21 protein-coding genes are annotated in these 23,938 nt (G+C 58.9%); 11 read left to right on the forward strand and 10 right to left on the reverse strand.

The window, feature by feature from the left end; all coding sequences use genetic code 11:
* Positions 1-111: 111 nt before the first annotated feature.
* From hemC to AR456_RS00970, 4 genes are read left to right on the forward strand one after another with little or no spacing between them, the layout of a single operon-like run.
* Positions 112-1,044 carry a hydroxymethylbilane synthase gene (gene hemC, locus AR456_RS00950; RefSeq protein ID WP_031207921.1) on the forward strand — a complete coding sequence of 311 codons (933 nt, stop codon included), beginning with the start codon at positions 112-114 and terminating at the stop codon, positions 1,042-1,044.
* 50 nt (positions 1,045-1,094) lie between these two features.
* The gene (locus tag AR456_RS00955; protein WP_021819149.1) at positions 1,095-1,880 is read left to right on the forward strand and encodes a uroporphyrinogen-III synthase; all 786 of its coding nucleotides are present in this window, start codon (positions 1,095-1,097) and stop codon (positions 1,878-1,880) included.
* A gap of 25 nt (positions 1,881-1,905) precedes the next feature.
* Positions 1,906-3,510 (forward strand): uroporphyrinogen-III C-methyltransferase, encoded by a 1,605-nt coding sequence (locus tag AR456_RS20765; RefSeq protein ID WP_031207919.1) that lies wholly within the window; start codon positions 1,906-1,908, stop codon positions 3,508-3,510.
* Positions 3,507-4,733: a heme biosynthesis HemY N-terminal domain-containing protein gene (locus AR456_RS00970; RefSeq protein WP_021819146.1), complete on the forward strand. Its 1,227-nt coding sequence runs from the start codon at positions 3,507-3,509 to the stop codon at positions 4,731-4,733. Before AR456_RS20765 ends, AR456_RS00970 begins: the two co-directional genes overlap by 4 nt.
* A gap of 263 nt (positions 4,734-4,996) precedes the next feature.
* On the opposite strand, the gene AR456_RS00975 is transcribed toward AR456_RS00970, so the two are convergent.
* Positions 4,997-7,375, reverse strand: coding sequence for a mechanosensitive ion channel domain-containing protein (locus AR456_RS00975; RefSeq protein WP_417935322.1), 2,379 nt, complete (start codon positions 7,373-7,375; stop codon positions 4,997-4,999).
* A gap of 297 nt (positions 7,376-7,672) precedes the next feature.
* Here AR456_RS00975 and AR456_RS00980 point away from each other — a divergent pair, with 297 nt between their 5' ends.
* Together AR456_RS00980 and AR456_RS00985 are read left to right on the forward strand one after the other, a co-directional pair.
* Positions 7,673-8,041 (forward strand): fluoride efflux transporter FluC, encoded by a 369-nt coding sequence (locus tag AR456_RS00980; protein WP_021819144.1) that lies wholly within the window; start codon positions 7,673-7,675, stop codon positions 8,039-8,041.
* On the forward strand, positions 8,038-8,436 hold the full coding sequence (locus tag AR456_RS00985) for a fluoride efflux transporter FluC (RefSeq protein WP_021819143.1): 399 nt from the start codon (positions 8,038-8,040) through the stop codon (positions 8,434-8,436). Before AR456_RS00980 ends, AR456_RS00985 begins: the two co-directional genes overlap by 4 nt.
* Before the next feature lie 57 nt (positions 8,437-8,493).
* Here the strand turns inward: AR456_RS00985 and pgi are convergent, their stop codons facing one another.
* Together pgi and AR456_RS00995 are read right to left on the reverse strand one after the other, a co-directional pair.
* Positions 8,494-10,137 carry a glucose-6-phosphate isomerase gene (pgi, locus tag AR456_RS00990; protein WP_031207914.1) on the reverse strand — a complete coding sequence of 548 codons (1,644 nt, stop codon included), beginning with the start codon at positions 10,135-10,137 and terminating at the stop codon, positions 8,494-8,496.
* Positions 10,138-10,166: 29 nt separating this feature from the next.
* Complete coding sequence (locus AR456_RS00995) at positions 10,167-10,643, reverse strand: methylglyoxal synthase (RefSeq protein ID WP_021819141.1); 477 nt, start codon at positions 10,641-10,643, stop codon at positions 10,167-10,169.
* A 369-nt stretch (positions 10,644-11,012) separates the two neighbouring features.
* Between AR456_RS00995 and gap the strand changes: the two genes are divergently transcribed.
* Together gap and AR456_RS01005 are read left to right on the forward strand one after the other, a co-directional pair.
* Positions 11,013-12,014 (forward strand): type I glyceraldehyde-3-phosphate dehydrogenase, encoded by a 1,002-nt coding sequence (gene gap / locus AR456_RS01000; protein WP_021819140.1) that lies wholly within the window; start codon positions 11,013-11,015, stop codon positions 12,012-12,014.
* A gap of 122 nt (positions 12,015-12,136) precedes the next feature.
* Positions 12,137-12,880, forward strand: coding sequence for a sulfite exporter TauE/SafE family protein (locus tag AR456_RS01005; RefSeq protein ID WP_021819139.1), 744 nt, complete (start codon positions 12,137-12,139; stop codon positions 12,878-12,880).
* 104 nt (positions 12,881-12,984) lie between these two features.
* On the opposite strand, the gene AR456_RS01010 is transcribed toward AR456_RS01005, so the two are convergent.
* Positions 12,985-13,461: a VOC family protein gene (locus AR456_RS01010; RefSeq protein ID WP_021819138.1), complete on the reverse strand. Its 477-nt coding sequence runs from the start codon at positions 13,459-13,461 to the stop codon at positions 12,985-12,987.
* Between the two features lie 148 nt (positions 13,462-13,609).
* Positions 13,610-14,287, reverse strand: a complete 678-nt coding sequence (locus AR456_RS01015; protein WP_031207912.1) for an FMN-dependent NADH-azoreductase — start codon at positions 14,285-14,287, stop codon at positions 13,610-13,612.
* 295 nt (positions 14,288-14,582) lie between these two features.
* Between AR456_RS01015 and AR456_RS01020 the strand changes: the two genes are divergently transcribed.
* From AR456_RS01020 to AR456_RS01030, 3 genes are all read left to right on the forward strand, one after another.
* A complete protein-coding gene (locus tag AR456_RS01020) occupies positions 14,583-16,193 on the forward strand; it encodes an arylsulfatase (protein WP_021819136.1) in 1,611 nt (536 codons plus the stop codon).
* A gap of 234 nt (positions 16,194-16,427) precedes the next feature.
* Entirely contained in the window at positions 16,428-17,393 is a 966-nt protein-coding gene (locus AR456_RS01025; protein WP_021819135.1) for a TAXI family TRAP transporter solute-binding subunit, read from the forward strand.
* 87 nt (positions 17,394-17,480) lie between these two features.
* Entirely contained in the window at positions 17,481-19,319 is a 1,839-nt protein-coding gene (locus tag AR456_RS01030) for a TRAP transporter permease (protein WP_031207911.1), read from the forward strand.
* A 21-nt stretch (positions 19,320-19,340) separates the two neighbouring features.
* On the opposite strand, the gene AR456_RS01035 is transcribed toward AR456_RS01030, so the two are convergent.
* The 5 genes from AR456_RS01035 to AR456_RS01055 form a co-directional block, all read right to left on the reverse strand.
* Complete coding sequence (locus AR456_RS01035; protein WP_021819133.1) at positions 19,341-19,958, reverse strand: hypothetical protein; 618 nt, start codon at positions 19,956-19,958, stop codon at positions 19,341-19,343.
* A gap of 2 nt (positions 19,959-19,960) precedes the next feature.
* Complete coding sequence (locus AR456_RS01040) at positions 19,961-20,761, reverse strand: M15 family metallopeptidase (RefSeq protein ID WP_021819132.1); 801 nt, start codon at positions 20,759-20,761, stop codon at positions 19,961-19,963.
* 5 nt (positions 20,762-20,766) lie between these two features.
* The gene (locus AR456_RS01045; RefSeq protein WP_021819131.1) at positions 20,767-22,044 is read right to left on the reverse strand and encodes a TRAP transporter large permease; all 1,278 of its coding nucleotides are present in this window, start codon (positions 22,042-22,044) and stop codon (positions 20,767-20,769) included.
* Positions 22,041-22,598, reverse strand: coding sequence for a TRAP transporter small permease (locus tag AR456_RS01050; RefSeq protein WP_021819130.1), 558 nt, complete (start codon positions 22,596-22,598; stop codon positions 22,041-22,043). Before AR456_RS01050 ends, AR456_RS01045 begins: the two co-directional genes overlap by 4 nt.
* Before the next feature lie 65 nt (positions 22,599-22,663).
* The gene (locus AR456_RS01055) at positions 22,664-23,701 is read right to left on the reverse strand and encodes a TRAP transporter substrate-binding protein (RefSeq protein ID WP_021819129.1); all 1,038 of its coding nucleotides are present in this window, start codon (positions 23,699-23,701) and stop codon (positions 22,664-22,666) included.
* Between the last annotated feature and the right edge of the window lie 237 nt (positions 23,702-23,938).

Below are 23,938 nucleotides of genomic sequence, written 5' to 3' on the forward strand. Positions count from 1 at the left end.
GCTTCGTCCAATTTTCCTTACCCGGGCGGTGCTTTATGATGATGGTATCCACTCATGTTATCGATGGCTGCCGTAACGGGACTGTCGATCAGGGAGAAAGTTGTGCCACAGATGTCCACCCTGCGAATCGCCACCCGCAAAAGCCAGCTGGCCATGTGGCAGGCGGAATATGTTCGCGACCGCCTGCTGGAGATACATCCCGATCTTGAGGTCGAACTGGTGCCGATGTCGACGCGCGGCGACCGCATCCTCGACACTCCACTGGCCAAGGTTGGTGGCAAGGGCTTGTTCGTCAAGGAACTTGAGGAAGCCATGCTTGATGGCCGTGCGGATATCGCAGTGCACTCGATGAAGGACGTGCCGATGCAGTTCCCCGAAAGCCTCGGCTTATCGGTGATTCTTGCTGGTGCCGAACCTACCGATGCGCTGGTGTCCAATCGCTGGTCTTGCCTGGATGAATTGCCCGAAGGTGCGCGCGTCGGGACATCCAGCCTGCGTCGTGGTCTGCAGATGCGCGAGGCACGCCCGGATTTCGAGGTCATCAGCCTGCGGGGCAACGTCCAGACGCGCCTGGCCAAGCTTGATGCCGACGAATTCGATGCCATTCTGCTTGCCACGTCAGGGCTCAAACGTCTGGGGTTGGGAGAGCGCATTCGCCAGGAACTGCCGCCGGAAGTCTGCCTGCCGGCCTGTGGCCAGGGGGCGCTCGGCATCGAGTGCCGGATGCATGACGCTGAATTGGTGTCGTTGCTGACCCCGCTGGATGATCTACAGACTGCGACGAGAGTTCGCGCCGAACGAGCCATGAATACCCGTCTGGAAGGCGGTTGTCAGGTACCGATTGGTGGCCACGCGGTGTTCGAGGATGAGGGCCGCACCCTTTGGTTACGCGCGTTGGTGGGAACGCCGGACGGCACCCGAGTGCTGCGTGCAGAAGGCCGCGGCTCGGTGGATGAGCCGGAGCTGCTTGGTCTGAGAGTCGCCGAGGACTTGCTGGAGCAGGGAGCGGGGGAGATTCTTGCTGAAGTCTATGGGCCGCGTTGAAGGCAGATATGCCACGCTGAAGGTAGGAGCACCATGATGATGCTGGCGGTATGACACGAGCTTTCGCACTGACCGGGGCACCAGTGGTGATCACCAGGCCCGGCAAGCGCGCCGGGGCACTGGCCGAGGCCATTGAAGCCAGAGGTCTGCCGGTGTCCCACCTGGAGCTTATGGCTCACCAGCATGTGCCTGAAACGGCACAAATGCGAGCCACCTGGCTTGATATCGACCATTTTCATAAGGTGGTCGTGATCAGTCCCGCGGCGGCAGAGCGTCTGATCGCCGCATTGGACCGTTATTGGCCTCAGTTACCGCAAGGCCTGATGCTGTATGCGGTTGGCAAGGCAACAGCGGCGTTGTTGCATGAGGCGCTGGGTCTACGAGTGCGGGTGCCGTCGCCGACGATGGGAGAGGAAACCAGTGAGGCTCTGCTGCAACTGGGCTCGCTGCGAGACCTCGAGCATCAGCGGGTATTGCTGGTGGCAGGTGAAGGTGGCCGCCCAGTGCTGGCAGACTGTCTGGCACAACGCGGTGCAGCGGTAACGCGGATTGAGGTATATCGGCGTCAACTGCTGACGCCTTCCAGCGAGGCAAAAGCCATGCTGGATCAAGCACATTATCGAGCACTGGTGGTCAGTAGCGGAGAAATCCTGGAACATCTGGCAAGATGGTGTTCACAGACCGCCTTTGAGCAACCGCTTGTAGTATCCAGCCAGCGGTTGGCTAGACTGGCGGAGGAGCTGGGGTTTTGTGTCCCGGTCGTGGCGTCTGGCGCATCGCCCGCGGCGCTGGCGGCTGCGGTGGCAAGGACCTGCGACCCGAAGGATGCCGAATGAAGATCTCGAAAAGGGCTAGCGACAGATGAGCAACCAACAGCACGATCAGGACGAACAGAAGACCCCGTCCGGGACTGCCTCGAAGGAGGCAGGAGCCGCGTCCGGGGGCAAGGAAGCCTCAAAGAGTGCTGCCGGCCGAGGCAGTACGCGGCGCTCACGTCGGCACAACAAGGCCGGTGGGGCCCAGGCTTCGTCCTCCTCCGCTGCTTCATCTTCTGCCTCGAATGCTGATACCGGCAAAACTGCATCTGCCGACAGTACCGATTCAACGCAGAAGTCGAGCGATTCAACGCAGAGCCAGCCTGCGGCAACGACCGCCAGCCAGACCAGCTCTCCCGCGTCATCTGAAAGCAAGGCCTCCCCCGAAGCTGGCAAGTCCTCCTCGACTGGCAAAGCCTCCGACAGCAGCAAGGCGTCAAGCAGTGATAAGGCGTCAGGTGACGGTAAGTCATCCAGCAGTGGCAAGAGCGCGGCCAGCAAGCCGACTTCCAACAGTGCTTCTTCCTCTACCGCCTCCAGAGCGGGTGGCGGCAGTGGCGGTGGTTCTGCCTCGACCAGTGGAGATAACACAGGCGGTGGCAAATCCAGCGGCAGCAAGGCGGGCGTGATCGCGCTGGTGCTCGTGTTGCTGGTTATCATCGGGCTGGGCTTCATCGGCTGGAAGGGCTGGCAGATGCAACAGGCCATGAGTGATCGCCTGGATCAGCTCAAGGAAAACGCTGCGAGCGTCGAACAGGTACAGAACCTGACCGGGCGACTGGAAACGGGGCTCTCAGGGCTCAATGAGCGCAAGGAGGCGATGACCCAGAGCATCGACGGTATCCAGACGAACTTTTCCGATTACAAGGCCGAGGTCAATCAGACGCTCGACCGTGTGCTGGCCGACTTGTCCAGAGAGCAGGATGCCGATAGCCGTGACTGGCTGCATGCTGAGGCCGCTTACCTACTGCGTCTGGCCAACCAGCGCCTGCAATTGGAGCGTGACGTAGAAGGCGCTGCTGCATTGCTGCGCACTGCGGACAACCGGTTGCGTGAAGCCGATAACCCGGCACTGGTTCCGGTGCGTCGAGCGATCGCTGAAGAATTGGCAGCACTGCAAGGCGTGCCGCGCGTCGACCGTACTGGCCTGTACCTGGCATTGAATGCCGAGCAGGAGCAGATCGCGGCGTTGCCGCTGGCGCAGGACATCAAGGAGTTTACTGCCGACACCACCATTGCCGAGGCGCCCAGCGGCCCCTGGCAGGAACAGTTGTCGAAGATTGGCAGCGAGCTCAAGGATCTGGTTGTGGTCCGTCATCACGACCAGCCTTTGGAAGCGTTGATCTCGCCTGAGCAGGAGACCTATCTGCGTCAGAGTCTGCGTCTGGTGATCGAGCAGTCTCAGGTCGCGTTGCTGAAGGAAGAGCAAGGGCTCTACGATGCCAGCCTCGACAAGGCCATCAAGTTGCTCGAGGGCTACTACGATATGGATGATGAGGCCGTGCAGGCAGTCGTTGCACGTCTCACCGAGCTCAAAGGGGAGTCGATTCACCCTGAGCTGCCGGATATCAGTGCGTCACAGCAGGCGCTGGCTCGCTTCATCGAACAGCGCTTCGAGGCTCGCACTGAGGGCCAGGGAGGTAACTCATGAGAAAGCTGATCCTGTTGATCGTCCTGGGCCTTGCGCTCGGGGCCGTTCTCGGTCAGTTGATGGAGTCGGCTCCCGGCTATTGGCTGGTACGGGTCGGTGACACCTCGGTGCAGACCAACTTCTGGTTTGGTCTAGTGGCTCTGTTGGCGATTTTTATCGTGCTGCATTTCCTGCTCCGTGTGGTGGTGCGTATGAGCCGCCCGGTCAGCCGCTACAAGGTGTGGAACTCCCGAGCTCGCAACCGTACCGCCATGAAGCGTACCGTGCGTGGCCTGGTGGCGCTGGCAGAAGGCCGTTGGAAGCGTGCCGAGAAGGCGTTGGTCAAGGCGGCGGACGACTCCAGTACCCCGCTGGTCAACTATATGTCGGCCGCTCTCGCGGCCCACTATCAGGGGCGTTATGAGCAGGCCGATACGCTGCTCAAGCGTGCTCATTTGAGTACTGACGGTGCTGATCCCGCAGTCGGCATGATGCAGGCGCAGCTGATGCTGGATCGTCAGCAGTATGAGGAAGCGTTGGCGATTCTGACGCGGCTGGATCGTCATTTGCCCCGTCACCCACAAGTCCTCAAGCAGCTCAAGCAGGCCTACATCAGCGTCAGTGACTGGGATGGTCTGCGTCGCCTGCTGCCGCGCCTGGCTGACCAGCAACTGATTGCCCGCGAGGAGCGTGAGGCGCTGGAATTTCAGGCTTACCGCGAGTTGATCATCAAGGAAACGCGCAATCCCGAGGATATCGAGCGTGTGCGTAACCTCTGGGCGGACATGCCGGAGCATCTGCGTTCCAATGTCGAATTGATCGCGCTCTACACCGAGGCCCTGGTGCAGGGCGATCAGCCGGTGATCGCCGAGCGTCTGCTGCGTCATTCGCTCAAGGATCACTGGGACAGTCGTCTGGTGTTGCGTTATGGCTTGTTGGGGGTGGACGCCTCGCGTCAACTGGTCACGGCGGAGAAATGGCTGCAGGAACGCCCCAACGACCCCGATCTGTTGCTGACATTGGGTCGCCTGGCTCTGCGCAATGCCTATTGGGGCAAGGCCCGTGAATACTTCGAAGCCAGTCAGCGTCAGCGTTCCAGCGGTGTAGTCTGCGCGGAATTGGCACGGCTCTATGCCAACCTTGGCGAGCACAACAAGAGCCAGCTCTACTATCGGCAGAGCGTCGAACTACTCGACAAGTCCCTGCCGTCGCTACCGCAACCGAGCGATGCCAAGCAGGCGTGATCGGTCAGGGTTGATGGAACGGCAAGCAACAGAAACGCCCCGAGGACTTCAATCCTCGGGGCGTTTCTGTAATGTGCTACGAGCTACGAGCTACGAGCTACGAGCTACGATCGAATAGAGCTCCCGAACCCTCCGGGATCTGAATACCTTGCTTCTCGTATGCTCGCTGCTTGCCAGTTTGGTTGTGAAGCAGTTTCAATCTGGCATGGAAACACAAAGGGGCAGCTTCAAGCTGCCCCTTTGTGTTCATCTGTTGCTTTGCCTTAATCCCCGGCAGGGAAGTCTGTATCGACTCTGGCCTTCTCCGGAGCATCGTGGGTATTGGGTGATTCGATGCTGCCATCTTCGCCAGGCTCCGGAACTTCATCATGTCGCCTGGCATCCGGGAGAATACGCAGGTTGGCAGCTGGGGCGTGTCCCTGCTTGTCCTGGCCGAAGTAGACCGTGGTGTGTGGGTACGGAATCTCGATACCGGCTTCGTCGAGGTGCAGCTTGACCAGGCGGTTGTAGGCACGGCCCACGGCCCATTGGTTGCCGGGAGTGGTCATGATCCGCACGCGGATATTGACGGCGCTGTGGTCCAGTGACACGACACCGGCCACTTCCAGCTGATCGAGGACTTCCTTGCCGAGGTCCTGGTCCGTGGTCAGTTCCTCGAAGGCATTGCGCAGGGAAATGATCGCATCATCAATGTTCTCGCGATAGGCAATGCCGTACTCGCCGACGTGGTAGGCGAAATCACGCATGTAGTTGGAGACCAGGTCGACGCTGGAGAAGGGCACTAGATGGTAGGTGCCGTTGAGGTCGCGGATACCTACCGAGCGAATGCTGAGCTTCTCGGCTGTACCGGTAATGCCGCCTACCGTGACGACGTCGCCGGTATTCATGGCGTTCTCGATCTGGATGAAAATGCCGGTAATGATGTCCTGCACCAGCTTCTGAGCGCCGAAACCGATGGCGAGGCCCAGTACCCCTGCACCGGCAATCAATGGCCCGATATTGATACCGATCTCGGCCAGCACAATCATCAGGGTCATGGCGACAATGGCGATGGCCAGCGCATTGCGGAACAGCGACAACAGAGTATGAGCGCGTGCCGAGGGCAGCCCCTTGCCGGTATTGGGGTTGAGGCGGTGCTCAATAGCGCTGGCCAGGGCTATCCATAGTGCGATGGCAACCACCACTATCAGCGCAACGTTGGAAACACGGCTGACAATGGTCCGCCCCGATTCAGAGGCATACCAGCCGGGAAGGTCGAAGACTCCCCAGGCGCCGAACAGCATCATCGCTGCCACGAGCAGGATCACCACGTTGACCACGCGCAGTATGAGTGGAATATAGGAGTTCAGTCGCGGTTCCAGCAGTGGCAGGCGCTGACGCAATTCATCCGATAGCGTGATACGGCGCCCAATGGTCTGCACCAGCAGGCGTGACAGCAGCATGGCGGCGATGATCACGCCGAGGGTCTTGAGGGTGGCGATCAGCACATAGGGCAGTGCGTCCTCGGGGCGGGTCAGCGTCAATACCAGCACGGTGGTGAAATAGGCGATGGCGATCAGATGCCAGACGCGAGCCAGCAGGCGTAGTGTGACACGGGTAGCTGAGAGGTTTGACTGACGTGCGCGGTCGAGCAGTGCATCGCGCAGTTTGCTGCGATTGATCAAGACTACGGTAATGGCATAGATCCAGGCTCCGACCATGACCATGGTACCGATACCGGTGCCTAGAGGCTTGGATAAGTAGATGCTGACCAGTGGCACCACTACCATCAGTCCGTAGCCGGCAAGGCCGATCAGGCGCGCGATCCAGCGGTTCCAGTAGGAAGCATCACCTGCCTGGATGGGCAGTAGACGCAGTCCTTCATAGCGCGAGGCAAACAGCATCCGTACCGCGGCCTTGAGTAGCTCGATGACCAGGAAGGCATTCAGGAACAGTGAGGCCCGGGTCGACAGACTGCCGGTGTCTCCCACGGCAAAGGTTGCAACGAGGTTGCCACCGATATAGGCCAGACCGACCACCAGCGCATCAACCGCAGCGGCCAGTGCCACTGCAACGACCAGCCGCACGGTAGGATTGAGGTGGTGGCCATTCAGCGACCATCCACTCAGACGCGTGAATAGGGGACGCACCAGGCGTCGCGCCACAATGAAAAATGCGAAGGTCGCAACGATGATGATGCCGAGGTTGATTGCGGCCTGAGCAAAGAACTGAAGGTCCAGGGGAGTAGAGGCCATGGAGCCATTGAATAGCGCGATGATGGCGTCAGCAGCCACCCGAGCATGGGTGCCGAAATCGCTGACTATCGAAGACGTCCAATGAGCCAGTTGGCCGGGTAGCGAGGTCGGCTCGTTGACGGCGGGCGTCTGCTCGGTCAGAGAGGGTGTCTCGGTACCCGGCCCCGCAGTTTCGGGCGATGCCTCAGCCAGTTGGCGCAGTTGTTCGATCAGTTGCGTACGTGCCTGGTCATTTTCCAGCATGTCCGCCAGCGTTGAGTAGGCAGGCGCCTCGGTGCCCTCGGCAGGAGCCTCGGACTGCTGGGCAAGCACGGGAGAGATCATCATCATGCCGACCAACCACAGCAGACTGAGCAGCATGAAACGCATCATGAAGCCCCGTATCATGAAGTATTGTCTTGAGTGCATCCGAGGTCTCCTTTTTCGGTCGCCATTTCTATCGTGCAATTCGCGAAGGCTAACACGCATTGCTGATCCATGTATGGCATTGATATATGGTATGGCATTGGTATATGTACGGCATTCCGGGCGTGAATCGGACGGCATTGACGACGATAAGGCGAAGTCTGGCCGGTAGATTCATGCGCGATGCTTGAGAAGCTGACAAGCTGTTGTTTCGAACGGTTCCCTGGAAATCTGCCCATTCAGCTTCAAGGGCCATGCCACTATCATATCCAGGCTATCGAGCAGGATGAGGAGCTCTCCATGGAGGTTGGTGTTGCGGGCGTGCTTTGGGTCGCGCTGGGAAGCGCTCTGGGAGGGATGGGGCGGTTGTGTGTCAGCCGTTGGTCGGCAGCTCACCTCGGCACGGCATTCCCCTGGGGAACCCTGTTCGTCAATCTCGCTGGCGCCTTTGCCATCGGTTGGCTGGCCGCGACGCTATCTGCGGGAACAGGGTTGGCGCTATGGCTGATGACGGGGGTGCTGGGTGGTTTCACCACAGTGTCGTCTTTCAGCTTGCAGACGCTGGACCTGATGCGTGAGCAGCGCTGGCTGGCTGTCGGTGTCAATGTCGGCCTGACGCTGGTGTTGGGCATTGGCGCTGCTGCGTTGGGTGTGAGGCTGGCGACATGAGCCGCTGGGCGTCCTATCTTCAGGTTGGCCTCGGTAGTGCTCTTGGCGGTACCTGCCGAATGTTGGCCGGTGTCGTGGTCAATGCGTCGATTGCCTCGCCCTTCCCCTGGGCGACATTGATCGTCAATGTTCTAGGTAGTTGGTTGATCGCGCGCCTTGCCACCCATGCGGTGCTGAATAGCTCTGGTCGCATCGCGAGGGCGCACGGCTTGCTGATTGCCGGCTTCTGTGGCGGTTTTACCACCTTTTCCTTGTTCAGTCTCGAAACGGTTCAGTTGGCCGTGGATGGCCAGTACGGTCTTGCGGCGCTCTATGTCGGCGTCAGTGTACCGTTATGGCTGGGAGCAGCCTGGTGGGGAGATAGGGCGGCACGACGGTCACAGGCCCGGTCGTGATCGGTCGCTGGCACGGCAGGGTCGACACCTGCCGTGCAGTTGCAGACGTGTTCCTGCTCAGTGGTTGGCTTTACTGCCCTTTCTGGCTGTCGTCTTGCCGGCCGACTTGTCGTCTGTCTTGAAATGCCCCCGTACCAGTCCCAGTAGCCCCTGGGTTGATGCATCAAAGTCCTGGCTGCGCTCGTCGATACGCTCACTGATCTCACCGGCGATGCGCTTGCCCAGTTGCACACCCCACTGGTCGAAGGAGTTGATGTTCCAGATCACGCCCTGGACGAACACCTTGTGCTCGTAGAGGGCAATCAGCGCACCGAGGTTGCGCGGCGTCAGCTCATCAAGCAGCAGTACGCTGGACGGACGATTGCCCGGGCAACTATAGGGATCGAGATCGCCGCCCTGCTGGCTGCCTTCCATGAAGGCATTGGCCTGGGCGAGCATGTTGGTCAATAACGCGAAGTGGTGATCCTCGACGCCTGGCTCGGGCTTGAGTGAGGCGATGAAGTCGATCGGCACGTAGCGAGTGCCCTGGTGCAACAGCTGGAAAAATGCATGCTGGCCATTGGAACCGGTCTGTCCCCAGACGATGGGGCCGGTCTTGTAGTCCACCGGACGGCCGAAGATATCCACCGACTTGCCGTTGGACTCCATGTCGAGCTGTTGCAGGAAGGACGGCAACTGATGCAGGGCCTGATCGTAGGGCACGATGGCCTGGGTCTCGGCACCTACGAAGTTGATGTACCAGATACCGATCAAGGCCATCAGTACTGGCATGTTTTCCTCGAGAGGCGCATGCAGGAAGTGCTGGTCCATTTCCCAGGCACCTTGCAGCATCTCGATGAAACCTTCGAATCCTATCGCCAGCGCGATGGGCAGGCCGATGGATGACCACATCGAGTAGCGGCCACCGACCCAGGCCCAGAACTCGAAGACGTTCTCTTCACGGATTCCGAACTCCATGGCTGCCTTGCGGTTGGTCGAGGCTGCGACGAAGTGCGCTCCTACATCGGCGTCATCACCGGCCTGTTCGACGAACCAACGGCGAGCAGTGCGCGCGTTGAGCAGGGTCTCCTGAGTCGAGAAGGTCTTGGTCGAGACGATGAACAGTGTGGTGGCCGGGTTGAGGCCGCGCAGAACCTTCTGGATATGCGCACCGTCGACGTTGGAGACGAAATGGAAATTGAGCTCGGGGTGGCGGTGCTTGAGCAGTGCCCGGCAGGCCATGTTGGGGCCGAGGTCTGAACCGCCGATACCGATATTGACCACGTCACGAATGCGCTCACCACTGTAGCCCTTCCACTCGCCGCTGCGCACGGCTTCGGAGAAGCGCTTGATCTGTTCGCGGGTGGCGTGGATTTCCGGCATCACATCCTTGCCATCGACGATGACTGGCTGGTCGCCCAGGTTACGCAGGGCGGTGTGTAGAACAGGACGGTTCTCGGTGACATTGATGATATCGCCGGAGAACATCTGTGCCCGGCGCTGCACCAGAGCCGAGTGGTGGGCCAGCTCCAGCAGTTTCTCCAGCACCGCATCAGAAAGCTGGTGCTTGGAATAGTCGAGGAACAGGCCGCCGACCCGCAGGCTCATCTTGTCGAAACGCTGGGGGTCTTGAGCAAAATAGTCTCGAATACGGTCATTGGCCGTCTGCTCACGCAGTTTCAGCAGTGATTGCCAGGTCACACTACGGGTCAGTTGGAACACTTCAGTGTCCTCCTCGATAACAAGATTCATCAGTTGCTGCGCGACGAGATCCAGGCGCCAGCATCAGGAATATCCATCTCATAGGGCTGGGACAGCCAGGGCGAACTCAACATGAAGTCCGCGCTTGCCGGGTTGCAGGCCACTGGCAGGTTCCACAGTGCAGCCAGGCGCAGCAGTGCCTTGACGTCTGGGTCATGAGGCTGTGGGGAAAAGGGGTCCCAGAAGAAAATCAGTAGATCAAGCCGCTGCTCGGTAATGCGTGCGCCAATCTGTTGGTCGCCACCCAATGGGCCACTCATCAGTCCCTCGACCTCCAGTCCCAGCTCCTTGCTCAGTCGAGCTGCGGTGGTACCGGTTCCGATCAAGTAGTGTTGTTGCAGCTCCTTGCGCCAGCGATTGGCCCACTCCATAAGAGCAGCCTTCATGCCGTCGTGAGCGACCAGCGCGATACGTTTGCGAGCCGGGATGGAGCGACGGACCTGAGAGGCGGGCTTGGATGCGGTCATGGATTGTCTCCAGGGCGACAGGGTGAATGGATTCACCTTGGTGGTCACACCTTAGTGTTTTGAAGGTAATATTACTACGGCATTCGCTATCGACTAAGGTATGAAAGTCGGGATTGTGCGACACATTAAGCCTTTAAGTCGCAGATTTAAGGGCATAATTAGCAATGCCTAACCTATGGCCAGCTTCATTATGTTGTAAGTTTACCAAAATAGTACTTGAGTCCAGCGCCTGTCTGTACCACATTGGGAGCCACTCGCGACGCCCGTGAGAGTGATGGTCCTGTGCTCACTTCTCACCTTCCGTCGACATCCGTTATTCATCGAACGTTATTCATCGAGCATTATTCATCGAACAAGGGGATCCCGGACATGACTCTCAAGGTTGCCATCAATGGATTCGGTCGTATCGGACGTAACGTGCTGCGCGCACTATTCGAGAACGGCTATCGCGATCGTATCGAGGTTGTGGCCATCAACGACCTGGGTGATCCGTCACTCAATGCCCATCTGCTGCGCCATGACACCGTGCACGGCCATTTCCCCTTCAAGGTAGAACACGACGAAGAAAGCCTCAGTGTCGATGGCCAGCGTATCGCGATACTCTCCGAACGTGATCCGGCTAACCTGCCCTGGGCTTCGCTGGGTGTTGATCTGGTCATGGAATGTACCGGTCTGTTCACCAAGCGTGAAGCGGCGGGCAAGCATATTGCTGCAGGCGCCGGTAAGGTGCTGATTTCTGCACCGAGTCCGGACTGCGACGCCACCGTGGTGTTCGGCGTTAATGAACAAGTACTCACGGCTGAACACAAGGTGGTCTCCAATGCTTCCTGCACCACCAACTGTCTAGCCCCGGTGGCCAAGGCTCTCAACGATGCCGTGGGTATCGAGAACGGCCTGATGACCACCGTGCATGCCTATACCAATGACCAGAATCTGTCGGACGTCTATCACTCCGATCCTTACCGTGCGCGTAGCGCCACCCATTCCATGATCCCGACCAAAACTGGTGCGGCTGCCGCAGTGGGTAAGGTCTTGCCTGAGCTGGAAGGCAAGTTCGATGGTCTGGCGGTACGTGTGCCGGTGATCAACGTATCGCTGGTCGACCTGGTGTTCACTGCGTCACGCGATACCACGAAAGAAGAAATCAATGCGATTGTGGCCAAGGCTGCTGAAGCATCGCCAGTGCTGGCGGTCAACGCCCAGCCGCTGGTGTCGATCGATTTCAACCATGACGCCCATTCCTCGACCTTCGACGCCAACCACACCCGTGTGAATGGCCGCCTGGTCAAGGTGATGGCATGGTATGACAACGAGTGGGGCTTCTCCAACCGTATGCTCGACACCGCACTGGCGATGCAGAAGGCTGGTTGATGGCCGGTTGGGGGAATGGTCGGGTAGATGCATTCTGCCTGTACCATTTCGCCAGGTAGTATGGTGATATAAAGACGCTCGGCCTTTGGCCGAGCGTTTTCGTGTGTGCCGAGGGAGCGGTTATGTTGCCCGATTATTCTGTGCTGGCGTGGAGCTTGATCATCATCTCCACCTACCTCACCGGTGTCTCCAAGGGAGGCTTTGCCGGAGGTTTCGGCACACTATCGGTACCGCTGATGGCATTGGCCATCGACCCGATTGCCGCTGCCGGGCTGCTGTTGCCACTGTTGCTGGTGATGGATGTGATGGCGGTCAAGGCCTGGTGGGGGCATCAGGATATGGCGGAGGTCAAGCGCTTGATACCTGGCATGGCGATTGGCGTGATTGCGGCAACCCTGGTGGCCGACTCCATGGACGAGAATCATATTCGCCTGTTGCTCGGGGTAATTTCGCTGTTGTTCGTCGCTTATATGATCTTCAAGCCATCGGCCTCACGCCCGATCTCGACACGCTGGGCCTGGCCATCGGGCATTGCCGTAGGCATCACCAGTTTCGTTGCCCATGCCGGCGCGCCACCGCTGAACCTGTATCTGGTGCCCCGACGGCTCGACAAGACCACCTTCATTGCCACCGTTACGCTGTGCTTCGCCGCCGTCAACCTGATGAAGGTGCCGCCTTACCTGTGGCTGGGCGAGATCAACGTCACCAGCATCTGGGCATCGCTGGCGCTGGTGCCCGTCGCCTGGGCGGGCATTCGCAGCGGTCTGTGGTTACAGAGCCGCGTCAACGAACGCCTGTTCTTCCGTCTAGTGATGCTCGCCATGGCCATCGTCGGCGTGCAGTTGATCGTCAAGGCGTTGGGGTAGTGATAGCTCGGAGCCCCCAGCTATGAGGCAAGTCGCTACCAGGCTCCGGCGGCTCTGGTAATGACCCGGCGGCTCCCAACTGAGAGGGGCTGCATGACGCTGCTTCATGACGCGTTGTAGGCTTTCCACAGCTCAGCAATATCCAGTTTCTTCATCTGCATATGGGCCTGAATCATGCGCTGTCTGCTCGCGCCATCCCTGCTCTGCATCATTTCCTCCATCGCCGTCGGTACGATCTGCCAGGACAGACCGTATTTGTCCTTGAGCCAGCCGCATTGTTCGGCCTCGGGGACAGCTGATAGCGCTGCCCAGTAGTGATCGATTTGCTGTTGGTTATCGCAGAGCACCATGAAGGAGATGGCTTCATTGAACTGGAACAGTGGGCCGGCGCTGATCGCCATGAAGGGCTGCCCGAACAACGAGAAGGAAACAACATCGCAGTCCCCCGAGGGCGTGTCATGAACGGTGGTGACACTGGCGATGCTTGAATCTGGAAAGATCGAGCAATAGAACTCGGCGGCCTCCCTGGCCTCCTTGTCGAACCACAGGTGTGAAACGATCCGCTGCTGAATACTCGCCATGGTGGTACTCCTTTCTGCTGGGGTTGTGCAGAGTAGACGCAGCAACAGAAAGGATTTCGACATCGCCGAATGGCTCTGTAGGAAAAGTGGCCCAGTCAACCTGGCATTTTCTGCACCACAGCGAGCATCATGCATGGCGTCCCGGCCGCTATATCGGGCGGTTTACCAGAGTCGTTACCAACTCGTCCACAGCGGCTTCTGCATCACCTATCGAGTCGCGCAACCGATGATCCGCAAATTCGTCATACTCAATGGCTGCTTCGTGGACATCGGTAATGCCGATATATGCGAAGGCTGTGCGAATCGATGATTCGACGTGGTTGCGGTCGCCGATACGACCGCCAGGCTGATAGCCGTAGTCACCACGTGAGGAGAGGATCACCAGTTGTTTGCCGGAGTTGGCCAGCAGTGGCCAGTAAGGCTCAGCTCCGCGGCTGCGGTCGAACCCGAACGTGCGCCCCACGCGCACGATATTATCGATATAGGCCTTGAACTGTGCTGGAGGGCCGAAGTTGTACATCGGCACTCCGGCGACAATGATATCGGCGCGCAGCAGCTCATCGATCAGCGTGTTGCTGACACTCAACTCCTCATGCATCCAGGCTTTTCGTGAATTCTCCGGCGTAAACGCTGCATGTATCCATTCACCGGTGACAGGGGGCGGCGGGTTCTGACCCACGTCACGGTAGATCACCTGTGTTTCAGGGCTTCGCGCTTTCCACTGCTGGACGAAACGAGCGCTCAAGCGACGAGTGTGTGATCCATGCGCTGTCGTGTCTGAACCACCGGGGCGTGCGCTGGAGTCGATATGCAATAGCGTAGTCATGTAGGTCTAGCTCCATATGAGTGAAACCGAATCATATGTGGCAAGTCTCTACGCGCTATACGAAGGCGACAAACGACAAGTTCTCAGCTGATGGATGATATTGAATCACCTGTTGATGGTCGTTCGGCATATGGGCATGCCCAGGAGATGTCCCGGTTTCCAAAGCACCAGGTAGGGCCTGGGTATTTTGCTGGTTTTGGGGCACTGAGTTACGGGTGCGGTTGGGAAAGTTGGGCTATGCTCGATGTTGCAAAGCCGTCTAAAAACCGCAGATATAACCGCAGGAGCTTCCACAATGGACCTGGTAAGAAGTGTGCTGGTAGTCGCTGCATTGGCGGCGGCCTCATCCAGCTATGCACAGGAGCAAGAGTCGGCCGATGATTCTTCGGGGGACTCGTCTGGGCCGCCGAATATTCTCTTTATCTACGGGGATGATATCGGTGTTCACAACCTGAGTGCTTACAACCACGGCATCATGGGCTATGAGACACCCAATCTCGACCGGCTCGCCAACGAGGGCGCTTTGTTCACCGATGCCTACGCTCAGCAGTCATGTACCGCTGGACGGGCCGCTTTCATTCTCGGGCAGCACCCATTCCGTACCGGTCTGCTGACGATAGGGATGCCGGGTGATGATCATGGTATTCCTGACTGGTCGCCGACCATTGCTGATCTGGCCAAGGAACATGGCTACATGACAGGGCAGTTCGGCAAGAACCATCTGGGCGATCAGGACCAGCACCTGCCCACCAATCATGGCTTCGATGAGTTCTTCGGCAACCTTTATCACCTCAATGCAGAAGAGGAGCCGGAGGGTTATTACTATCCCAAGGACCCTGCCTTCCGCGAGAAATATGGCCCTCGTGGTGTCATTCACTCAACGGCTGATGGCGAGATCGAGGATACCGGCCCGCTGACTCGTGAGCGCATGGAAACCGTGGATGAGGAATTCCTCAGCGCCACCATGGACTTCATGGATCGTGCCCATGAGCAGGATAAACCCTTCTTTGTATGGTTCAACTCAACTCGAATGCACGTCTGGACTCACCTGAGGGATGAGTCGGAGGGCACTACGGGTGTTGGCCTCTACCCGGACGGTATGGTCGAACTCGACAACTATATCGGTGAGTTGCTCGATAAACTGGACGAGATGGGGGTTGCCGACAACACCGTTGTCGTCTTCTCGTCGGATAACGGCGCCGAGAAGATCACCTGGCCCGATGGTGGTACGACACCGTTCCATGGCGAGAAGGGGACTACCTGGGAGGGCGGCTTCCGTGTACCGCTGGTGGTACGCTGGCCGGGAGTGATTGAACCTGGCACCAAGTTCAATGACATCATCAGCCAGGAGGATTGGTTCCCGACGTTTGCTGCCGCGATGGGCGATGACAACATTGTGGAAGAACTGGCCGGTGAAGGCGGAACCAGCCTCAATGGAACCGACTGGCGTGTTCACCTGGACGGCTACAATATGCTGCCGTGGTTCTCGGGCGAGGTTGAGGAAAGTCCGCGCAACGAGATCTTCTATTTTGATCAGGGCGGTAATCTGAATGCCGTGCGCGTTGGTCCATGGAAAGCACACTTCGCTACCCTGGATGGAGCGATCAATACGGCAACTCGGTCGACCCCTGCCTGGCCTCTGGTCATCAATCTCAGGGCGGACCCCTATGAAACGGCGTGGAAGGAATCCGGAATGTACGTTCGTTGGTACGCCGAGAACACCATGTGGACCTTCGTGCCTATCCAGCAGGAGATCCGTGAGTTCTTTGCCACCATTCCCGACTATCCCTACCAGTCTGGTTCTTCGCTGAGTGCTTCCAACCTGGGTTACCAGACGCTGCGTAATGAGGACTTGCTGAAGAGACTGCAGGATGTTGAGTCAGTGATGCCTGGCGCACGCCAGTAATCCTTTCCTGCTGATGCGAGTAGACAGGGCGTGCCTTTCGGCGCGCCCTGTCTGTTGATGGTAGAGCCTCATCCGTGGCATTGCGGGAGCCTCTGGCATATGCTGGGCACGGATGTATCCTGGTGCGCCCCCTGCGCTGCCGAGGACTTCCCTGAAAAATCTCACATGACAAGAATTCGGCACCTTCCGTTGTGCCTTCTCGCTCGTTGTGCCTGCTATGGCTGTGGAGACACCATGTTGCAATTTTTGCGTCTGATGACTGTATCCGGTTTCCTGTTGGGGGCCCTGTCCCTTTCGCTCAATGCCCATGCCGATACTCGCTTGACCTACAAGTCGGCATCGGCCGGTACTGCCTACTACCAGATGGGAGTCGAGCTGTCCGAGGCCATCAAGACGGGCACGGAAGGCGACATGACGCTAACGCTGGAAGAAAGTCAGGGGTCGGTTCAGAACGTCATGGAGGTCATGGCAAGGCAGGGCAACTACGTGTTCACGGCGCCGCCGGGATTGGTCACCAGGGCGCGCGAGGGATCCGGGCCGTTCGAGAACCGCCAGAATCCTCGCTTTCAGGAAATCCGTGCACTGTTCCCGATTCCATCTCTAACCATGCATTTCGTAGTGGCCGGTGATCAGGATGTACTGGCGCTGGATGACCTTACCGGAAAACACCTGTTGATTGGTAAGGGCTCTTTCGGTGCCAGGGAAGCCCAGCGTTATCTGGATCTGTTTGGGCTGACGGATGGTGTCGAGGTGGATGATGCCGATGTCGGTAGTGCACCGGATGCGCTCAAGAATGGCCAGATCGATGCCTTTGCCACTGCCAGCTCGTTCCCGGCGCCCAATGTGATTGAAACTGCAGCCAGCCATGATGTGGGCCTGGTGTCTCTGAGCGACGAACAGGTGGCCGAGACCGGCGCGACGCCTCAGGTGATTCCCGCTGGTACCTACTCCAGTATTGATGAGGACGTATTGACCACGTCGTTGCCGGTAGTGGCTTACTCGACTACCGCGATGGATGATGATACCGCCTATACCCTGACGAAGACTTTCTGGGAGCGTCGTGAAGCGATGGCCGAGAACTCTGGCTGGTGGGGCAGTATCAGCCCTGAAATGCTTGCCAATCTCCAGGGCAAGCTGCATCCGGGAGCACTACGCTACTACGATGAAGCCGGTATCGAAGTACCTGATTCCTTGCGCTGAGCCTTGGCTGATGGGCATGGCTGTTAGTACTTTGCTGTTAAGCGCGCTGAATAGCGTGATTCCCCCGATTCTGCTGTGTAATCTTCAATGAGTATATCGTCAACGAAACCTTCGTCCTCTGCATCTACACCGGCAGAGGGCGCGGCCGGTGCTATATCGCTGCGCTGGCCTTGGGTATTGCTGGGGGCAACCTCGGTCATCTTTCATCTCGGGCTGATCTTCCATGGCCTGACACCGGCTTTGGTCAGTCGTCCACTGCATATGGCGCTGATCCTGCCCTGGGTGCTGGTGTTCGCTGCACGTACGCGCTGGCAGCGTATCAGCGGTGCGCTACTCACTGTGTTGGGCGTTGCTGCCTGTCTGTGGATTGCCTTTCACGAGGGGTCGCTGTCCGACCAGTATGGCTTTATCGATACGCCGCTGCAGATGGCGATGGGTGTGCTGTTGATCGTGGCCGCGCTGGAAGCGGCGCGGCGTGCCATTGGCTGGCCGCTGCCGCTGGTTACGCTGGTGGCGTTGGCCTATGGTGTGTTCGGTCAATATGTACCCGGTGAGTTTGGCCACCCGGGGTTGCCGATGGCAAGTTTTGTCGGTTCGCTGACCATTGCCGAAGGTGGTCTATGGGGTGAACTGACTGCTGTCAGCGTGGGGGTGGTGGCGATCTTCGTGATCTTTGGCGCCGTGCTCAACGCTGGTGAGGCCGGAAAGGGCTTCATGAATCTGGCTGGTGCCATGGCCGGACGCTTGACTGGTGGTGGCGCCAAGGTATCGGTGATCTCGTCGGCCTTGATGGGCTCGATCTCCGGCTCAGCCTCGGCCAATGTCGCGTCCACTGGCGCGATTACCATTCCGTCGATGGCTCGGTTGGGATATCCGCGTTCGCTGGCGGCGGCGGTGGAAGCCGTGGCTTCCTCTGGCGGGCAGATCATGCCACCACTGATGGGGGCCGGTGCCTTTGTCATGGTTGAGCTGACCGGCACACCCTATACCGAGATCATGGCGGCGGCCCTGTTACCGGCGTTTCTCTACTTCGCCGCGGTCTGGGTCGGCATCAATGCCTTCGCGACACGACATGACCTGCGGCCCGTGGCGGTGGAGGATCGTCCACCGATGCGTGAGGTGGTAATGACGGCGCTGTTCTTCGCCGTCCCCTTTGCGGTGCTGTTGGAACGTATCTTTCATGCGGGCAATACGCCGCAGTATGCCGCCAGTGTGGCGATCTTCGCCGGTGTGGCGCTGCTGTTGCTCAATGCTCGACTGGAAGTCTCGGGGCGAGAGTTCCTGTCACGGCTGATGGAAGCGATGGTCACCGCCGGGCGTCAGATTGCCACCATTGGGGCGATTATTCTGTGTGCCTCACTGGTTATCGGCGTACTGGCGCTGACCGGATTGGGTGTCAAGGTCACCTCGGGGATCCTGGCGTTGTCCGGCGGTGCCTTGTGGCCGGCACTATTGCTTACCGCTCTGGCCTGCTTGATCCTCGGCATGGAAGTGCCGACCACTGCCGCTTATGTGATCTGTGTCTCGGTGGCCGGCCCGGCGCTGACAGAGCTGGGCTTGCCGCTGCTCAGTGCACACCTGTTTGTTTTCTGGTTTGCGTTGCTGTCGACCATTACTCCGCCTGTGTGTGGGGCGGTGTTTATCGCTGCGGGCATGGCCGATGTGAATTGGTTGAAGGTAGCGGCACGGGCCATGGCATTGGGTGTTGGCCTGTACGTGATTCCATTGGCGATGGTCGCGCATCCGGAGTTGCTGGCCCTGGGCGAGCAGCCATTGCAGGCGGTCGTCACCGGTATCGTGATACTCGGGGGGCTGACGGCGCTGTCCTTCGGCTTGATTGCGCGTATCCATGCAGTGGTGCGGCTGGCGCTGGTGGCACTTGGGCTGGCGGTGATCCTTGGGCCCTGGCAGGGGGTGATTGGCTGACCATCGTCATTTTCCACCCGACTACTTATCCTGACCGCGGCTGATTGCAAAATGCCGGGTCAGGGTGGTGCTGTAATTCAATATCAATGGGTTGCTGGGTTGTCGCGGTGAGCTGCCATCGGTCAGCGGTCGTGACGCGTACAGTACCCAGACATCCAGCGCCGGGCCAAGCTGCTGTAGACAGGTCAGCTCGTCGGCGTGTGTGCTCAGGGCATCTGCCGCGACGATGGCAGCGTCGGCCTCGCCGGCACGCAGCCGGGTCAGCGCTTCGACAATGGTCGCGGCGTCGATTTCCTGCCAATCACTCAGATCGGTGTAAAAGCGGGTCGCCGGTTGACGCAACACGCTGCGTGGCGATGTGACGTCACATCTAGCGACGAGGGCCAGTGGACGGCTGGGGGCAATGAAGGTATCCACCGGCCAGGCACGGTGCATGAACTGCCCGACACAGTCCGCGTGGCTGAAATGCGCACTGACCTGGAGTAGGTAGTCGTAATGTCCCGCGACCAGGGCGGAAAACGCACTCGGAAAGTCATCGATCAAGCTGACATGGCTGTCCGTGAGGTCACGTGCCTCCAGGTAGCGTGACAGCACCAGCGCGTGATTGCTGTCTGCGGGGCCGAGGGTAGCAAAGTGCATCGTCAGACTCCGTAACGCTCGTCGGTGGGGGAATCGGCCCGTCCGAACTGACGCTTCCAGCGGTTGGCGACAGTATCCGGCTCGGCCGGACCATAGAGAGCACTTTCCCGCCCACTATACCAGGCCCAGAGCTGGTCGCCGAAATCGAAGTGCCACCACTCGCTGGGCAGGTTGGTGAACCCCTGCGCCAGCATGCTGTGGTAGAGCAGGCGCCTGTTGTCGCGGGCGATGATCTGCTCGGCGCTGAGGTTGAGGCGCTCTTCAAAAGTGGCTGTGTGGGATATCTGACTGGCTTCATCGAATGTCGACCCCATATCCAGTGGCAGGCCATCAGCATCACATAGGGTGACATCCACGGCACCGCCGGTCAGATGGGGGCTCGGGGCGTCGGCTGCGGTGCTGGGGAGCGAAACGAACTCTCGTGTGCGTTCGAGCAATTCAGCTTCGCTGATGCCTGGCTCTGCTTCGCTGATCGTCGTCGACAGCGTCTCGAACAGGTATTGCTGTACTCGCCATGGACGCCAGCCATCCAGCACCAGCAGCGTCAGCCCTGAAGGTAAGGCGCGTGCAACTGCCAACAGTCGTCGGTAGACCTCTTCACGTACATAACACTCATGAACGGCGCCGGGGACTTCCATGCGGGCGTAGGCTGGATACACGCGCACCGGCATGGGCGCGAGACTCATTGGCACCAGAGGTTGCGGGAGTGCTGCGATGGCGATCAGTCCAAGCTGTGTCCAGTCTGGTTCAGGAAGTTTGGGGATGGCCTGCTGGCGCAGATCAGTGGTGGAGGTTTGGGGCATGGCGGTCATCCCAGCAGGTTGGGCAGCCACAGCGTCAGTTGCGGCATCAGAATCAGCGCGACCAACACCAGTAGTGCGGTCACTACAAAAGGCCAGATGGTGCGGAACAGTGCAGTGATCTCCAGACGGCTGATGGCTGCGGCGACGAACACGCAGGCACCCATCGGTGGAGTGATCAAGGCGATGGTTATGTTGAGTGTAATGATGATACCCAGGTGGACCGGGTCAATGCCCGCCATCGTTGCCACCGGGATGAAGATCGGTGTCAGTAGCATCAACGCTGACACTTCCTCCATGAACATTCCAGTGACAAAGGTGATGGCGCTGAGCAGCAACAGTACCACGATAGGTTGATCGACCCATGGTGACAGCAGTGCCACGAACTGGCTGGGTACCTGAGCATAGGACAGCAACCAACTGACCGTACTCGACGCAGCCATGATCACGAAGATGGCAGCAGTCAGTCGTGTGGTGTCGATAATGGCTCGCCACACTCCAGCACCGCGCAATGAGCCTATGGCGATACCATAGAGCGCGACGTACAGCGTGGTCAGCGCGCCGGATTCGGTCGGTGTCACCATCCCCATGACGATACCGGCGACGATAATGAAAGGTGCCACCAGCGCGGGAAGTGCCTGCCAACTGGCGGTGGCAAGTTGTCTGGCATTGGGCAGCCCGCCACTGCGAGGTAACCGGTGGCGTCTGGCGTAGATCGCGTTCATGGCCATGAACGCCAGGCCGAGTAGCAGGCCGGGAATCACGCCCGCCAGGAAAAGATCACCGACCGAGGTGTTGGTCAGGGAAGCATAGAGAATCATGAAGATGCTGGGGGGGATGATTGGGCCGATCAATGAACTTCCGGCGGTCAGCCCGGCAGAGAAGGCGGTGGAATAGCCCTCCTTGCGCATCGCGGGAATCAGCAGCGAGCCCAGCGCGGAGGTGTCTGCCACCGCTGACCCGTTGACCCCGGCAAAGAACACGCTTGATACCACATTGACGTGGCCCATACCCCCACGCAGTTGGCCGACCAGCAATCGGGCGAGTGCCATCAGACGGTCGGTCAGTTGGCTGGCGTTCATCAGGTTGCCGGCGAGGATGAACAGCGGGATCGCCATCAACGAATAGGCATCGATACCGCCGAAGAACTGTTGCGGCATCATGCGTGGAATCATGCTCGAATCGACGAACAGGAACCCGACCACAGCGGTGGCCAGCAGCACGATGAACAGCGGCAACCCCAGCAGGACATGGATCATGAACACGGCAAGCATGGCCAGGGTCATGGACGGTCATCCTCAGCGACATTCCTGTCGGTCGAGCCGGTATTTGCCTCGACAGCGCTTTCCTCGAGCGTTGGTAGGGCGCGCGGCCCATGACAGATGACCATCAGTGCCAGCAGCGAAAAGCCGATCGGAACCGACATGACGGGGATCGAGCGGCTGATTCCCAGGCCTTGACTGGTGAACATGGCGACCGACTGAGCATAGTGGTAACTGAACCAGGCGCCGCCTACCGCCAGCACCAGCGTCAATAACCATTGATACCACAGCAGTAGAGTCAGCAATGACTGAGGGAGCAGCCGCTCGATCAGTGCGACGCGCATGTGTCGACCTTCGACCCACACTGTTCCCATGGCCAGCATGACGCAGCCGATGATCAGAAAGCGTGCCAGTTCGTCCGTCCAGATCGGGGCACCCCCGGCAATATAGCGCATGAATACGCCATACAGCATCGCCGTCAGGTCGATAGCCAACAGAGCACCCGCCAGCCCAATACTGAGCCGGCGAATGTGATGTATCAGACCAGTGGGTATCAGGTGAGAGGGTATCAGCGGCATCCAGGCGCTCGCGGCTACGGCAGTAATGACGATGAGTGAGGCTGAGCCTCACTCCAGGTCAGTCATCAATCGATGGTGCTTTTGCTGTGTTGCACCTCATAACCGGCATCCTCGAGCGCCATATCGATGAATTGCTGCTCGATGTTCTGATCGACCAGCCAGTCAAGATAGGCGGGCTGTGCCTGCAGGCGGAAGGCTTCCAGCTGTTCCGGTGTCGGACGGATAACCTGCATGCCCTGCTGTTCAAGGAAGGTGATGCGCTCATTGACCTTGGCCTCGTTGTATTCACGGGCCATCTGGTTGGCTTCGGCAACGGCATCGAGGACAGCGGCCCGAGTCTGCTCATCCCAGCCATCGATCATCGTCGAGTTGCCGACGAGGAACTGATCCGAGTACTGGATATTGGCCAGTGTCAGGTAGTTCTGCACCTCCTGCAGACTGCCGAGAATGATATACATCGGCGGATTCATCTGGCCGTCGGCGACGCCGGTCTTGAGCGCCATGTAAACTTCGGTCCATGGAATGGGTGTGCCGGAAGCTCCGAAGGCTTCATACAGCGCGACCTGGCTAGGGTCCATGGCGCGGAAACGCAGGCCCTCGAAGTCTTCGGGAGCAGTAATCGGACGCTTGTTGTTGGTGAAGGCGAGGAAGCCGCCTTCCTCGACCACCGCCAGCATATCCAGCCCTGCACGGCCACGTAGTTCTTCGCTTACGGCTGTCCAATATTCGCCTTCATCGAAGAATTGACGAGCTGCCGCAAAGTTCTCGAACATGAAGGGAATGGCACTGACGAAAACCTCCGGCAGGATCGGTGACATACCGGCGAACGAAGCAATGTTCAGGCTCGGGGTTGCCATGGTTTGTTCCATGCGCTCCTGTTCTTCGCCCAGCATGCTGTTGGGATACAGCTTTAGTTCGATCTCTCCGCCGGTCTTCTCGGCAACCAGACGTTGAAGATTGGTGGCAAAGACATGCACTGCATTCTTTTCCGGATCCGGCGCACCGTTATAGCTCAGGTTAATGGTAGTGGCCGCCTGCGCTGCAGAGGCAAGGGCCGTCAGGGCAATGGCAGAAGCCAGAACAAGAGTGCGCAGAACCGTCATCAGTTTCTCCTGAGGAGCATGGTTATCATGAATGGCACTGCCTCAGTTGCCGCGTAGCAGAGGGTTATGTACACAATGTCTACTGCGACTGCCCTGTGGCAGAGCGTGGGTACCGGTTTTATGCAGCATAGTTCATAGAGAACAGGTTCATAGAGAACAGGTTCATGGATAACAAATGTCGTTGCCTGCTACGTCATTCTGGTAAGCGTAGCGGCTGGAGTCGTGATCGACGAATGT

Source organism: Halomonas huangheensis, assembly GCF_001431725.1.
GTDB lineage: Bacteria > Pseudomonadota > Gammaproteobacteria > Pseudomonadales > Halomonadaceae > Halomonas > Halomonas huangheensis.